The sequence below is a fragment of the Natrialba asiatica DSM 12278 genome, from assembly GCF_000337555.1.
Lineage (GTDB): Archaea > Halobacteriota > Halobacteria > Halobacteriales > Natrialbaceae > Natrialba > Natrialba asiatica.
Genome location: NZ_AOIO01000040.1, coordinates 184,943 through 198,414, shown reverse-complemented (window position 1 = coordinate 198,414; position 13,472 = coordinate 184,943). Strand labels below are relative to the sequence as shown.

The following is a 13,472-nucleotide window of genomic DNA, read 5'->3' as shown; positions in this document are numbered from 1 at the left end:
TTCGCTATCGTTTCCGGACTCGAGTCTCGACCGATCCTGGGTCAAGCGTTACACCGAGCGATGGCTCGAGAGTTGGAGTGACGCACTCGAACTCGACGCGGCGCATAATAGATGCGAGCGCGAGCTGTAGTTCGACCATTGCAAAGCGCATCCCAAGGCAATGACGGGGACCGCCGCCGAAGGGAAAGTACGCGTACTCGGGTCGGTCGGCGTCTACGAGCCAGCGTTCGGGGCAAAACGCTTCGGGATCCGCCCACCATCGATCGTCGCGGTGAATACCGTACACCGAGAGTTGCAGCGTTGTCCCGGACGAAATCCGAAACCCGGCAAGTGCCGTGTCCGTCGGGGGTTCGCGATAAATTCCAGTGATCGGGGGATAGAGTCGCATCGACTCCCTGAGAACGGCTTCGGTGTAGTCGAGGCTCGCGAGATCGCCGGCATCTGGCTTCCGATCACCGCAGACAGCGGCGAGTTCGCGCTCGAGTTCGGCGTGGACTTGCGGATTGTCCGCGAGCAGCCAGCATGCGATTGCGAGCGTCGTTGCGGTCGTCTCGTGGCCGGCAAAGAGGAACGTGACGAGTTGATCTCGCACAGTTTCGGGGGAGAGTCTCGAGCCGTCTGGGTACACAGCCCGCGCCAGTATCGAGAGGAGATCCTCACCCGTCGAATCCGCCGAACGGCGGGTCTCGACGAGTTCCGTGGTGAGTGTTTCGAGGTCTGTCATCGCATCCTCGTACTCGTGTTCGACGCGGTCCGGCAGCCACGACGGCAGGATCGAACCCAACGCGAGTCGCTTCGGAGATGCGTAGGTGTTCACGGCGTTCGCCGCTCGCCTGACGATCGTTGCGCGGTCGTCCTCGAGCGGAAGGTCGAACAGCGTTCGCGTGAGGATGCGGAGGGTATACGTCGACATCGTGTCCCGGAGCGCGACTCTCTCACCGTCGTCCCAGTCGTCGACGAATGCATTCGCCTCTGCGACGATTTCGTCAGCGGCGGCGCGAACGTGATCGGGCGTAAACGACGATTGCAGTAACTTGCGCTGGCGACGCCACTGGCTGTCCTCGGTGAACGCGATCCCCTCAGGGGCGACGAGTTCGCCAAAGGCGGTCTCGAACTCGCCCTTTCTGAACTCGTCCGAGCGCGAGACGAGAACTGTTTCGACGACATGAGGGTCGAAGACGAGTGCGAACTCGGTGCCGTACGCCCGATAGGAAACAATATCGCCGTATTCTCGGGCCAACTCGACGAACGAGAATGGATCTCGGGCGATCGATAGCGTGCTTCCAATCAACGGGAGTCCTCGCGGTCCCGGCGGTCGGTCTGCGGTCGAGAGTTCAGACCCCGAGGAGTTCACAGCGTCAGCCTGCAGCGAGTGGGTATCGGTCTCAGTGTCGGAATCGATTTCGGTGTCAGTGCAATTGTCTGTCTCTGATTCGAACATAACTGATAGTGTGATCGGAAGCTATGTCGATGTTCCCTCGAAGCACTGAACTTCTTTATAATAGTCCGGAATGTGTCGGTATGCAGTCGACGGATCTGACCCTTCACCTTCCGGAGCGGATGCAACTTCCGATTCCCACACCCGACGCCGAACTGGAGATTCACCGCGAGGAGTTACTTTCGTGGCACGTCGATACCGAGACAGAACGGGTACGATTCCTCTCACTGGTCGTCGGTGACTTCGATGCAGTCCGAGAGACGGTGGTCGACCTGGATGTAGTCCATCGGTTCGAACTCATGCCGATCGACGGGGACACGTTCTACGCGTACGCCGTGATGGATGTCCGTGCTGCTGACGAAACGCTACTGGGCGTGTTTGACGAACCCGGCCTCGTACTCGTTCCGCCAATCGTTTACACTGGACGGGAGACCGTTCACGTCACCGTACTCGGAGAACCCGACGCCCTCTCGGGACTGATCAACCGATTTCCGGAGGATATCGGCGTCGAAGTTAGGCGAGTGAGCGCTCATCAGCAAACAGCCGAGACGCTCGCTGGGCGGTTGACAGCACGACAGTTCGAGGCGATGGAAACGGCTCGAGAAGCAGGATACTACGACATTCCACGGACGGCGTCGCTTTCCGAGGTTGCGACAGCGCTCGAGTGTTCGGAGAGTGCCGCCTCGACGCTCCTCCGAACGGTCGAGTCAGAACTGGTGGATGCAGCACTGAACTACTAGGAAATCGACGCGTCAGTCAGGGAATCAACTGCTCGCCGTCATCGTCGTAAATCGTGATCGCATCGACCGGACAGGTCCGGGCGGCGAACTTCGCATCGAGTTCAGCGTCGTCGGGAACGTCGCGGGCGAAAACGCCATCGTCGACTTCCTCGCTGCCTTCGAGCGTCGCCTTACCCTTCGATTTGTCCTCCTCGAAGGCGTCCCATTCGGCGACGCACTGATACATCCCGATACAGGTGTCCTCGTCGAACTCGACTCGCATGGGCGACCGTTGGTGCGTCTTCGACATACCGCTTCCGGACCGACACCCGAATCGAACGAGGGGGGCGGACCGACGAGCGGGCACGTCGTGGGACGTCGAGGCTGGAAAATTCGAGACTGGAAAAGGAGCGGTCGAACAGACGCGATGGGAGACGCATTTTATCGTATTCCAGTGGATTGAACTGTACTCAATAGCGAGTGACAATTACGATGGGAAAGAGCAGGAACGAGAACCAGAAGGGTGACGACGAGCGACGGACTCGCTCTCGGCGACGGATCATCGCGGCGGGGGCAGGGCTGACCGGCATCGGTGTGTTGACGACCGGCACCGGGGCGCAAATCACCCGATCGCGAACCAAGGCGCAAAGCGAATCCAACCAGGCGGTGTACGCGGACGGGTGTGAGAACGTCGATCGCTGGGAGGCGACGTTCGAAACGGTCACCGCGGACTGGGGTTCACGGTCGAGTTCGAAGCGGTACTGTTCGGTGCCGTGTCAGTGGACCGAGAGCGGGAAGGTAGCGGTCGGACAACAGATCAGGATCGGTCACGAGGCGACGGCTGACGAGTTCGAAAACGCGGTGTACACCGTCGCCTCGAGTCACGAGGGAGAGACGCTTCAAGTAACGACGGACGGACTCGGTCGGATCGGCGCGAGCGATGCGTCGACGGCGGCGATCGGTGCGCAGGCGGTCCATCCGAGTTACAACGCCCGGGAAGCGGGAGAACTGAACGACGAGTTCGTCGAGTACAGCGTCGAGGGAGACGGCGTCGTGGTAATCGCACCCCACGGCGGCTACATCGAATACGGGACGGATTTCCAGGCATCCCGGGTCGCCGAATCGGTCGACGGAGCGGCGTGGATCTGTTCGGGATTCAATGATGGCGGGGGCGCGTTCACCCGCTGGCACACGTACTCGACGGAACTCCACCGTCGATCGTTTCCCGCGTTGGATGCGTTGCTCGATCAGCAGTTCGACTGGAGCGTTGCCTTCCACGGGTGTACCGACGACGGAATTCTCATCGGCGGGACTGCCGAACGAGCGGCCAAAGATACCGTGAAAGACGCCATTGCGGAACGCTTGCCCGATCAAACGGTCGAGATCGTCGACCGCGACGCGACGGCCTACACCGGGGCGAACCCCGAGAACGTGCTCAACGAACTCGCCTCGATCGGACGAACGATTCAGATCGAGCAGGCGACCGATATCAGACGGGCGGAGTGGGCCACGGTGGCCGACGGCGTTATAGACGCGCTCGAAACGCTGCGCGCGTAAATCCGCTCGCTCGCGGACCCGTTCCAGCGGGAATCCGCGAGCCTGTGGTCGGATACCGCCGACCGCGGCGTTCGAAAATGACCATACTGTTTAGTGATCGGCACGAGAGGGACTACCCATGAATTCACGCCGACGGACGCCGTGTCGAGTCAATTTCGAACGACAACACCGCCGAGGACGATGGTAGATCTCGCGTTCTCACTCGGCCGGCTTGCCGCAGCCCTCTTTCTCGTCGGGCTTAACGGCTTCTTCGTCGCTTCCGAGTTCGCCTACGTTCGGGTGCGGGCGACGGCGGTCGAAAGCCTCGTCGCGGAGGGCAGACGCGGCGCGGTGACGCTTCAGGAGGGGATGGAAAACCTGGATTCCTACCTGGCCGTCACGCAACTGGGCATCACGCTCGCCTCGCTCGGACTCGGCTGGATCGGGGAACCCGCGGTGGCGGCGCTCATCGAACCGATCCTCGGCGAGATCCTTCCGGAGGGGTTGATCCACCTCGTCTCCGTCGCGATCGGCTTCAGCGTCATCACCTTCCTCCACGTCGTGTTCGGCGAACTCGCACCGAAGACCATCGCCATCTCACAGGCCGAGCGAATCGGGCTGACCGTCGCCCTGCCGATGAAAGCCTTCTACTACGTGTTCATTCCCGGCATCATCGTCTTCAACGGGACGGCAAACGCCTTCACCCGACTACTCGGCGTTCCACCCGTCTCCGAGACCGACGAGACGCTCTCCGAGGAGGAACTCCGCATGGCCCTCTCCCGCGCCGGTGAGGAAGGGAACGTCGCCACCGAAGAGGTGCAGATGGTCGAGCGCGTCTTCGAACTCAACGACGTGACGGTCCGCGAGGTAATGGTTCCTCGACCCGACGTGCGCAGCGTTCCCGCCGACACCCCCCTCCCGGAACTCCGCCACCTCATCGTCGACGAGGGACACACTCGCTACCCCATCGTCGACGCGGACGACCCGGATCAGGTCGTCGGCCTCGTCGACGCCAAGGACGTCATCCGCGCGAGCGAGACGATTGCGGACGCCACCGATTCGGACTCGTCACCACCGATCACCGCCGGTGAACTCGCACGCGAGCTGCCGGTCGTCCCGGAGACGACGACCGTCGGCGAACTCCTCGCAGAACTCCAAGAGGAGCAAGCCCAGATGGCCGCCATTATCGATGAGTGGGGCGTCCTCGAGGGGATCGTCGCCATCGAAGACATCGTCGAGGTCGTCGTCGGCGACATCCGCGACGAGTTCGACGTGGCGGCCCGGGAGCCCTCGATCGACGACGAACGGCGTGCAGACGGGACGGTCGTCGACGGGGGCGTGACTCTCACGGCGCTCAACGACGCGCTGGAAAGCGATTTCGAGCACGACGCGGTCGAAACCGTCGGCGGGCTGGTCCTCGACCGACTGGGACGGCCGCCGGAGACCGGTGATCAGGTCACCGTCGAAGGCTACGAGTTCGAGGTGACGGCCGTCGAGGGAATGCGCGTTTCGACCGTCGTCGTTCGGTCGCAGTCGGGGTCGGAGTCGAGGACGGGGTCTGAAACGGACGGGACCGATCCGGAATCGGACGGGGAAGACTGAGTATCAGGGGCAAACGCTTCAGATGCTCAGACGCGGCGCTTCGAGCCTCGCGATGCTTTCGTCCGGTGGCGACTGAACGTCGCCCGGGCCGCGTGCGGTCGGCGGCACCACTCTCACTCACCCGGAAGACGACAGTTTAAACCGCGGGACGCGCCAATCACGGGTAATGAACGTCGAGGAGCTGTCGGGGCTCCCGCCCGGGGCGATTTCGCACTTCCAGCGGGAGGGCATCGAGGAACTCTACCCGCCGCAAGCCGAGGCCGTCGAGGCCGGTGCAACAGACGGAGAGAATCTCGTCGCCGCCGTCCCCACCGCCAGCGGCAAGACGATGATCGCCGCGCTGTCGATGCTCTCCGCCGTAAAGCGCGGCGGGAAGGCGCTGTACATCGTCCCCCTGCGAGCCCTGGCCAGCGAGAAAAAGGCCGAGTTCGACGCCTACGAGGAGTTCGGCGTGACGACGGGCGTCGCGACCGGCAACTACGAGAGCACGAGCGACTGGCTCGCGACCAAGGACATCGTCGTCGCGACCAGCGAGAAGGTCGACTCGCTCGTGCGCAACGGCGCGGACTGGCTCTCCGATCTCACCTGCGTCGTCAGCGACGAGGTCCACCTCATCGACGACCGAAACCGCGGCCCGACGCTCGAGGTCACCCTCGCCAAACTCCGCCGACTAAACCCGCAACTGCAAGTCGTCGCCCTCTCGGCGACCGTCGGCAACGCGGACGAACTCGCCGACTGGCTCGACGCCGAGCTCGTCGACACCGACTGGCGGCCGATCGACCTCCAGATGGGCGTCCACTACGGCAACGCCCTGAACTTCGACGACGGCTCGACCCGGGAAGTTCCCGTCGACGGCGGCGAGAAACAGGAGGCCGCGCTCGTCCGGGACATCCTGCAGGAGGGCGGCTCCTCGCTCGTCTTCGTGAACTCGCGGCGCAACGCGGAGGCCGCCGCTCGCCGTCTCGGGCAGGTCTCGAGCAGGGAGCTAACTGCCGGCGAGCGGGCCGACCTGGAGGAACTGGCGGCGGAAATCCGCGAGGACAGCGACACGGAAACGAGTCAGGACCTCGCCGACTGCGTCGAACGCGGGTCGGCCTTTCACCACGCCGGCCTCTCGAGTACCCAACGTAGCCTGGTCGAGGACGCCTTCCGCGACCGCCTCCTCAAAGTGATCTCCGCGACGCCGACGCTCGCCGCCGGCGTGAACACGCCCGCCCGCCGCGTCATCGTGCGCGACTGGCGGCGCTTCGACCCCAGCGCGGGCGGAATGTCGCCGCTCGACGTGCTCGAAGTCCACCAGATGATGGGCCGGGCCGGCCGCCCGGGACTGGACCCCTACGGCGAGGCCGTCCTGCTCGCGAAAAACCACGACGAGAGCGAGGACCTGTTCGACCGGTACGTCTGGGCCGATCCGGAGCCGGTCCGCTCGAAACTGGCCGCCGAGCCCGCGCTGCGAACCCACGTGCTCGCGACCATCGCCTCCGGCTTCGCCCGCACGCGGGAGGGCCTCCTCGAGTTCCTCGAAGCCACCCTCTACGCCAGCCAGTCGAGCGAGGCCGGGCGGCTCGAACGGGTGACCGACGACGTGCTCGACTATCTCGAACGTAACGACTTCATCGAGCGCGAGAGGCAACGCGATTCTCGTAGCCCATCAGAAGTGCAGAGCACTTCCGAGGACGCCTCGGAGTCCTCGAGCGGGGTACCGCGAGAGCGAAGCGGTGGGTTCGAAGACACCCTCGGCACCGACGCCGACGCGGCGAGAGCGTTTACGTCGGCGGCCGATCTGGCCGACGGCGACGGGAGCGAGAGCGCGACCGGCCGGGACGAAGAACTCGAGGCCACCAGCCTCGGCCACACCGTCTCCCGGCTCTACCTCGACCCGATGAGCGCCGCCGAAATCGTCCACGGCCTCGACGACGCCGACGACCGCCCGACCGCCCTCGGCCTCTACCAGCTCGTCTCGCGCACGCCCGACATGTACGAACTCTACCTTCGTTCGGGCGAGGACGAGCGATTCGGTGAACTCTACTACGAACGCGACGCCGAACTGCTGGGCGACGCCCCCAGCGAGTTCGAAGATGACCGCTTCGAGGACTGGCTCGCCGCCCTCAAAACCGGCAAACTGCTCGAGGATTGGGCCACGGAGGACGACGAGGAGACGATCACCGAACGCTACAAGATCGGCCCCGGCGACCTCCGCGGCAAGGTCGACACCGCCGAGTGGCTGCTCGGAGCCGCCGAATCGCTCGCAGCCGAGATCGGCAGCGAGTGGACCGTCGCCGTCCGCGAGGCCCGCGCCCGCGTCGAACACGGCGTCGGCGAGGAACTCCTCGAACTCGTCTCGGTGAGCGGTATCGGCCGAAAGCGCGCCCGCCGGCTCCACGACGCCGGAATCGAAGCGCCCGCGGACCTGCGAACGGCGGACAAGGGCGTCCTCTTGCACGTTCTCAAGGGCGAGAAGACGGCCGAGAACATCCTCGAGAGCGCCGGGCGCGAGGACCCCTCGATGGAGGGCGTCGAGCCGGTACCGGTCGACGCCGGAGCCGGTGCGGCAGTCGACTCGGACGGCGACGACGGAAACGAGAGCGCGACGGAACGCGAGCGCGACGGCGAAGCGGACGACGACCAGGCCAGCCTGGGTGACTTCTGATGGACCTGCTCGAATGCCGCCTCGACATCAACGACCTCGATTCGTTCGTCGCGGACCTGACCGCGATCGGCGAACGACACGGGGCGACGCTCCAGACCGTCGACGCTCGGTACGTCGCCGACCGCAGGCACCTCGAACGCGCCGTCGAACTCGCCGACCGCGCCATCGAACGGGGCGAGAACGTCGCCCGCGACCGCGCCGTCGAGATCCTGCTGTACGCCGCCGGCCGCCGACAGATCGACCGCGCGCTCGAGATGGGCGTCGGCGAGGGAGAGAACCGAGCCGTCGTGCTCATCGACGCTACCCCACACTCGGACTCAAAAAACGGGAGCGACCTCGACGCCGCCCGCGCCGCGGTAACCGAACTCGAGGCGTTCGCGGGAACCGAGCCGACGCTCGATCAGCAAGACGAGGACGTTCTGCGGACGTTCTTCGACATTACGGACGCCGAACGGGCCGCGACGGACGCCTCGCTCGCGGCGCTGGTCCGCGAGCGCGTGGCGCTGCTCGACGTCGAGAAGTAAAGCACTCGCGGTCACCCAGTGAACCGGCAGCAATTGGCTGGAAGCGACGGTATACTCTTGGTCGTTCCCCTCGAAACGCCGACGACACCACGGATGGCAACGCTCGAGGATCCCATCGATATCGGCGGCCTCACGGTCCCGAACCGACTCTATCGCGCCCCGCTACTCGAGTGTGCGGGCAACGGCCCCGACGCCGTCGACGCGCTGATCGACGACCTCGAACCGGCCGCCGCATCCGGCGTCGGCCTCATCTGCCAGGGCGCAACCATCGTCCGCGGCGACGGCGGCTGCGCCGCACCCGGCATGACCCGCGTCCACGACCCCGAGTTCACCTCACGACTCTCGCGGTTGACCGAGCGGATTCACGACCACGGCAGCCGGATCGTCCTCCAACTCGAACACGGCGGCCTCCGGAGCATGGAAACCTGGCACGCCGAGTTCAGGCGATCGAATCCCGAACTCGAACAGCTCGCGGTATCGACGCCACCCTGGCAACTGCGAGCGCTGGACCGGCTGGGATTCCTCACGTTCGAGCCGCACGTACTCTCGACCGACGAAGTCTACGAACTCGCGGCCGACTTCGGCCGCGCGGCGGCGCGCGCGGTCGAGGCGGGTTACGACGGCATCCACCTCGCGGGGGCGAACATGGGGATCGTCCAGCAGTTCCTCTCGCCGTTCTACAACCGCCGCGAGGACGAGTTCGGCGGCTCGCCCGAGGCCCGCCTCGAGTTCCTCGCGCTGGTTCACGACGAGATTCGAGAGCGAGCGGGTGACGTGCCGCTGCTAACGAAGGTGCCGGCGGAGACCCCCGCGCCGCCCGTCGTCCGCCGGAAACTCTCGCTATCTGACGGCGTTGAACTCGCGCGGCGGCTCGAACGGATCGGCTACGACGCAGTGGTGCCGGTTCAAACGTCGGTCGTCTGGGACATGAGTATCATCCGCGGCGAGTATCCGGCTCGGGCGTGGGAAAACGAACGGCTACAGGAGGAGTACGATGCGGCGTTCGGCGGCGCGACCCGGAAGCGACTCGTCGCGCTCGCCAACCGCGTGCAGTCGCTGCAGTACGACTTCGAACCGGCGTGGAACGAGGACTTCTGCCGGCGGGTCCGCGAGCGGGTGTCGATTCCGGTCCTCGCGGAGGGCGGGATTCGCGACCGCACGGAGATGGACCGCCTGCTCGACTCTGCTCGCGAACTCGACGGCGACGGCAACGACGACGGCACCGGCACCGGTGCAACCGACGCCGACCCCGCCTGCGACATGGTCGGCATGGCTCGCCCGTTCTACGCCGAACCCCGACTCGGCGCGCGACTGCTCGACGGCGACGCCGCAAGCGCCCTCTGTGACAACTGCAACAACTGTACCGTTCCCCAAGTGACCGGCGCACCCGGAATCTGTCGAACCCCGAGCGTCCTGCGCAAGCGCGGTGAACTCGAACGGGAGGGGGTCTACGACTAGACCCCGAAGTCGGCGCTAACGGTGTTGTTTGTCAGTTCCTCGAGCGTCCCTTCGACCGTGTAATCAGGTGCCTCAACTCGGAACTGGGAATCAGTCGACCCTGCGAAGTGAAGTTGGATTGTGTACGAGCCGTCGTCGGCGATTGGAGCGGCTTCGCGACGGTCGGCATCGACCTGTTCGAGAATGACCATATCGTTGGCAAAGTCGGAATTGGTCGTTCCGTCGATTTCGTATTGCTGCCCGTCCGTCTGAACGTTGGACCCTTCGATCGGATAGCCTTGGTTTATCCATCCCGAGAGCCCCTCGTCGATCGCATACGTGTTTTCGTATCCCGCATCGATAAGCGCCGCTGCCCGCATAGACGACAGATGGTGTGGACAGCGACAGTACGTGACAATCCGAGTGTCGGTCGAGAGTTCCTCGACCGGATCGTCCTCGGTACCGTCGGGTGCGGGAGAGAAGAGGGAACCCGTGATCCGGGTCGCTTCGTATTGATCGCGACCGCGAGCGTCGGCGAATCGAGCCTCGTTGTTTTCGTACCACTGGTAAACGTCGTCGACGGGCGCGAGCGGAACGTCAGTCCCATCGGTGGTCGTCGTCTCGTATTCGTACTCGTTGTTCGGTGTACCATTGTCGCCACCGAGACAGCCGGCGACGACCCCGAGGGTCGCTGTCCCACCAACAGCGAGGACGGTCCGTCGATTCATACTCGGTACGTAGTGGCGACGGAGAAATATGACTTCTGGTAACAGCACCGTAGTGCGTACCCCTTCGTTTCAACTGGAGATCCGGAGACGGTACTGTCGGAGAACTCGAAGTGAAATGCGAGAGAAGTAGTCCATGCTGGATTCGAACCAGCGTCCCGAGCCCCAGAAGCTCGGAGGATTGGCCACTACCCTAATGGACTGACATGTTTTCGTCGGCCTCGATTACCAACGACCTATCGATTTGTAGTTGGTGTTCATATTAGAGTGTTACGAACTCAATCGCGAACCAGTGTATCGAATAGACACGGTTGCCGTGGCCCGATTTGGTGATATTAGCACATCGTTTGATCGTAGCGTTCCATCCGCTGACAGTTTGAACAGAGAACGCAACACCGTTCGATTTCAGACCGGACTCGCTCTTTCGACCGATTGTTTGAGACCAGTTGTGCGACAGTCGCTTCCTTCTCATCACTGGTGTGATGAAAGTCCAAACAAGCGGGATCTGTCTCTCCGCAGCGATTACATCCGGCGGCACGTTTTTGATCGTCAGTCCATTTTCGGAGTTCCCGTTTTGGTGGCGTGTAATGTATTTTGCGGTGACAATTCGCGCATAGGACCTCACATTTCTTAATTTCGTCACGAAGTGCGTCCTTCCCGTACCCGAACGTAACCATCCGTCCAACGGCCATCTCCTTCGTCATTGCATCGATGTGATGGAAGTCGAGACACGCGGGAGTATCTACATCACACCGTGAACAGCCGCGTTCTCGCTTCCGTTCGGTGAGCCAGGATCGCAATCGGGAGCGGCGGCGCAACGTCCGTTCCGCGTTCCAGTCGACGTTTCGATAGTGCCACCGCTGATCCGCAGAGAGTTCATCCCACGACGTTCCCGAGGGAAGGTCGACAGCAGCCGGCTTCGGATCGACGCGAGTTCCGCGCGAATACGAGGTTTCCAGACCGGCGCGTTCTTTCGCATCGTTCCAGCCACCGCACGTTCGAATGATCGTCGCAGACGCCGGCCGCAACCCGAGTGCTTCGTACTGCGCTTTCGTCGGGGATTCACCCAGTTGCTCGGCGGCTCGTCGTAACGAGTCGAGACACTCCGCTTCGGTCGTCACACCCAGTTTGCTGCGGATTTGTATATAAACGTCAGCATCGCTCCGGCAATCGTTCAGCGCGAGTTCGAACCGATACCACTATTCCGCCCACCGGTTCACATTCGGGTATGAGTACGTACGTCGGACGATTCGTCGTCGTCGGGCCCGAGGTCGGCGCGTACCGCGTCTCCTCGCGCTCGTTCCCGAACCGCGAGATCACCGCCAGAGAAGACGCGCTCACCGTCGGCCCCACGGCAGATGCCCCGGAAACGGACAATCCATACGTCTCCTACAACTGCCTGCGCGTCGTCGACACGCCGACCGGCCAGACGGCCGCGTTCGGCAACGGCTCGCACGTCGATCCGATCGCGGAAAAACTCGAACTCGGCTACCCGGCCCGCGACGCGCTCGCCGAGAGCCTGCTCGCGCTCGATTACGAGAAAGACGACTACGACACTCCCCGGATCGCGGCGACGATCGGCGACGACGAGGCCCTGATCGGCATCGTGCGCAAGGATGCGCTGCTCGTCGAACCCGTCGACGAACCGACGCTCGTCGCGACCTACGAGAAGAACTCGCCCGAATCGATCGAGTTCACCGCCGACACCGCCGCGGCGGCGGCGAGCGAGAGTTACGACCTCGAATTCGAACACGCGGTCTGTGCGGCGGGTGTGGAACGGACTGGTGACGGGTTCGAGACGGCGATCGAGAACGGGGAGTAACGCTTCCCGCTGCCGTGCTACGGATCACGGCCAACCTACAAACGGCTTCGGATAGCTATACTGGCACATGAAGGTCGGGCTCGTCTCGGATATCCACGGCAATCGGGTCGCACTCGAAACCGTACTCGAGGATATGCCGCCGGTCGATGAACTCGTCTGTGCGGGCGACGTCGTCGGGTACAACCCCTGGCCGGGTGACTGTATCGACGAGTTGCGGAGACGAGACGTGCCAACCGTACTCGGGAACCACGATGCCGCTGTCGTCGGGGAGACACCGTTTCGGTTCAACGGGATGGCCCGCGCGGGGGTCGAGTACGCGAAATCAGAGCTCACGGTGGAACAACTGGCGTGGCTCGCCGATTTACCGACGGAACGAACCGAGTGTAGCGGACGTGTGAAATTGGTGCACGGCCATCCCGACGATCCGCATCGCTATGCCCGGTATACGTATCCAGACGAGTTCAGTGCGGATCTGCTCGGCGATGCGGACGTGTTGGTGCTCGGCCATACACACGTGCAGGGGACCGAGCAGTACGGGGATGGCATCGTCGTCAATCCGGGGAGCGTCGGGCAACCGCGGGATGGGGACCCGCGAGCGGGCTACGCGGTGGTCGATCTGGCGGCGCTGACCGTCGACACGTACCGCATCGAGTACGATATCGAGGCCGTCCAGCGGGCCGTTACGGAGGCGGGGCTCCCGGAGCGAATCGGGACGCGACTCACTCGCGGGAAGTAAGCGACAGAGCGTGTTGGTGTTCGTTCGGCTCATCGGTGTCACAAGGGCGTCAGCAATGGCACGGGGCGTCAGCAGTGTCACGGAGCGGATGAGGATGTCGGCTGACGGAAGCGGTGTCACGGGGCGTGTGAGATGTCGGCTGACGAGAGCGGTATCACGGAGAATGGGCGAATCGAATCCTTTAGGCGGGCCACGGGTAAAGTTGCGAGTATGGTTGTTACCGGCGACCTCGCGTGTATTGACAGGACGCAACCGACTCACGTCGAGGTCCGGTGTTGTCGGT

General features: G+C 63.7%; 12 protein-coding genes and 1 tRNA gene. 8 read left to right on the top strand and 5 right to left on the bottom strand.

From position 1 onward, the window contains the following. Positions 1–4 precede the first annotated feature (4 nt). Positions 5–1,441: a cytochrome P450 gene (locus tag C481_RS18560; protein WP_006110866.1), complete on the bottom strand. Its 1,437-nt coding sequence runs from the start codon at positions 1,439–1,441 to the stop codon at positions 5–7. An 80-nt stretch (positions 1,442–1,521) separates the two neighbouring features. Between C481_RS18560 and C481_RS18555 the strand changes: the two genes are divergently transcribed. Continuing rightward, positions 1,522–2,178: a helix-turn-helix domain-containing protein gene (locus C481_RS18555; RefSeq protein ID WP_006110865.1), complete on the top strand. Its 657-nt coding sequence runs from the start codon at positions 1,522–1,524 to the stop codon at positions 2,176–2,178. Between the two features lie 16 nt (positions 2,179–2,194). Here the strand turns inward: C481_RS18555 and C481_RS18550 are convergent, their stop codons facing one another. Beyond that, complete coding sequence (locus C481_RS18550; protein ID WP_006110864.1) at positions 2,195–2,440, bottom strand: ferredoxin; 246 nt, start codon at positions 2,438–2,440, stop codon at positions 2,195–2,197. 209 nt (positions 2,441–2,649) lie between these two features. On the opposite strand from C481_RS18550, the gene C481_RS18545 reads away from it, so the two are divergent. From C481_RS18545 to C481_RS18525, 5 genes are all read left to right on the top strand, one after another. Then, a complete protein-coding gene (locus tag C481_RS18545; protein ID WP_006110863.1) occupies positions 2,650–3,714 on the top strand; it encodes a poly-gamma-glutamate hydrolase family protein in 1,065 nt (354 codons plus the stop codon). 180 nt (positions 3,715–3,894) lie between these two features. Then, complete coding sequence (locus C481_RS18540; protein ID WP_006110862.1) at positions 3,895–5,295, top strand: hemolysin family protein; 1,401 nt, start codon at positions 3,895–3,897, stop codon at positions 5,293–5,295. 166 nt (positions 5,296–5,461) lie between these two features. After that, complete coding sequence (locus C481_RS18535; protein ID WP_006110861.1) at positions 5,462–7,945, top strand: ATP-dependent DNA helicase; 2,484 nt, start codon at positions 5,462–5,464, stop codon at positions 7,943–7,945. Beyond that, positions 7,945–8,469: a KEOPS complex subunit Cgi121 gene (cgi121, locus tag C481_RS18530; protein ID WP_006110860.1), complete on the top strand. Its 525-nt coding sequence runs from the start codon at positions 7,945–7,947 to the stop codon at positions 8,467–8,469. Before C481_RS18535 ends, cgi121 begins: the two co-directional genes overlap by 1 nt. A 93-nt stretch (positions 8,470–8,562) precedes the next feature. Continuing rightward, complete coding sequence (locus tag C481_RS18525) at positions 8,563–9,927, top strand: oxidoreductase (RefSeq protein ID WP_006110859.1); 1,365 nt, start codon at positions 8,563–8,565, stop codon at positions 9,925–9,927. Here C481_RS18525 and C481_RS18520 read toward each other — a convergent pair. The 3 genes from C481_RS18520 to C481_RS22785 form a co-directional block, all read right to left on the bottom strand. Further along, the gene (locus C481_RS18520) at positions 9,924–10,634 is read right to left on the bottom strand and encodes a rhodanese-like domain-containing protein (RefSeq protein ID WP_006110858.1); all 711 of its coding nucleotides are present in this window, start codon (positions 10,632–10,634) and stop codon (positions 9,924–9,926) included. The genes C481_RS18525 and C481_RS18520 overlap by 4 nt on opposite strands. 127 nt (positions 10,635–10,761) lie before the next feature. Beyond that, positions 10,762–10,834: transfer RNA gene (locus C481_RS21810), tRNA-Gln, on the bottom strand. Between the two features lie 132 nt (positions 10,835–10,966). Next, positions 10,967–11,752, bottom strand: a complete 786-nt coding sequence (locus C481_RS22785) for a homing endonuclease associated repeat-containing protein (RefSeq protein WP_006110857.1) — start codon at positions 11,750–11,752, stop codon at positions 10,967–10,969. Positions 11,753–11,859: 107 nt separating this feature from the next. Here C481_RS22785 and C481_RS18510 point away from each other — a divergent pair, with 107 nt between their 5' ends. Both C481_RS18510 and C481_RS18505 read left to right on the top strand, forming a co-directional pair. Next, complete coding sequence (locus C481_RS18510) at positions 11,860–12,453, top strand: IMP cyclohydrolase (RefSeq protein WP_006110856.1); 594 nt, start codon at positions 11,860–11,862, stop codon at positions 12,451–12,453. A 67-nt stretch (positions 12,454–12,520) separates the two neighbouring features. Further along, the gene (locus C481_RS18505; RefSeq protein WP_006110855.1) at positions 12,521–13,189 is read left to right on the top strand and encodes a metallophosphoesterase family protein; all 669 of its coding nucleotides are present in this window, start codon (positions 12,521–12,523) and stop codon (positions 13,187–13,189) included. Positions 13,190–13,472 lie beyond the last annotated feature (283 nt).

Coding starts and splice junctions, on each gene's coding strand:
- C481_RS18520 (WP_006110858.1), bottom strand. CDS start 10,634: ATGAATCGACGGACCGTCCTCGCTGTTGGTGGGACAGCGACCCTCGGG.
- C481_RS18550 (WP_006110864.1), bottom strand. CDS start 2,440: ATGCGAGTCGAGTTCGACGAGGACACCTGTATCGGGATGTATCAGTGC.
- C481_RS18560 (WP_006110866.1), bottom strand. CDS start 1,441: ATGTTCGAATCAGAGACAGACAATTGCACTGACACCGAAATCGATTCC.
- C481_RS18535 (WP_006110861.1), top strand. CDS start 5,462: ATGAACGTCGAGGAGCTGTCGGGGCTCCCGCCCGGGGCGATTTCGCAC.
- C481_RS18540 (WP_006110862.1), top strand. CDS start 3,895: ATGGTAGATCTCGCGTTCTCACTCGGCCGGCTTGCCGCAGCCCTCTTT.
- cgi121 (WP_006110860.1), top strand. CDS start 7,945: ATGGACCTGCTCGAATGCCGCCTCGACATCAACGACCTCGATTCGTTC.
- C481_RS18525 (WP_006110859.1), top strand. CDS start 8,563: ATGGCAACGCTCGAGGATCCCATCGATATCGGCGGCCTCACGGTCCCG.
- C481_RS18505 (WP_006110855.1), top strand. CDS start 12,521: ATGAAGGTCGGGCTCGTCTCGGATATCCACGGCAATCGGGTCGCACTC.
- C481_RS18555 (WP_006110865.1), top strand. CDS start 1,522: ATGCAGTCGACGGATCTGACCCTTCACCTTCCGGAGCGGATGCAACTT.
- C481_RS18545 (WP_006110863.1), top strand. CDS start 2,650: ATGGGAAAGAGCAGGAACGAGAACCAGAAGGGTGACGACGAGCGACGG.
- C481_RS18510 (WP_006110856.1), top strand. CDS start 11,860: ATGAGTACGTACGTCGGACGATTCGTCGTCGTCGGGCCCGAGGTCGGC.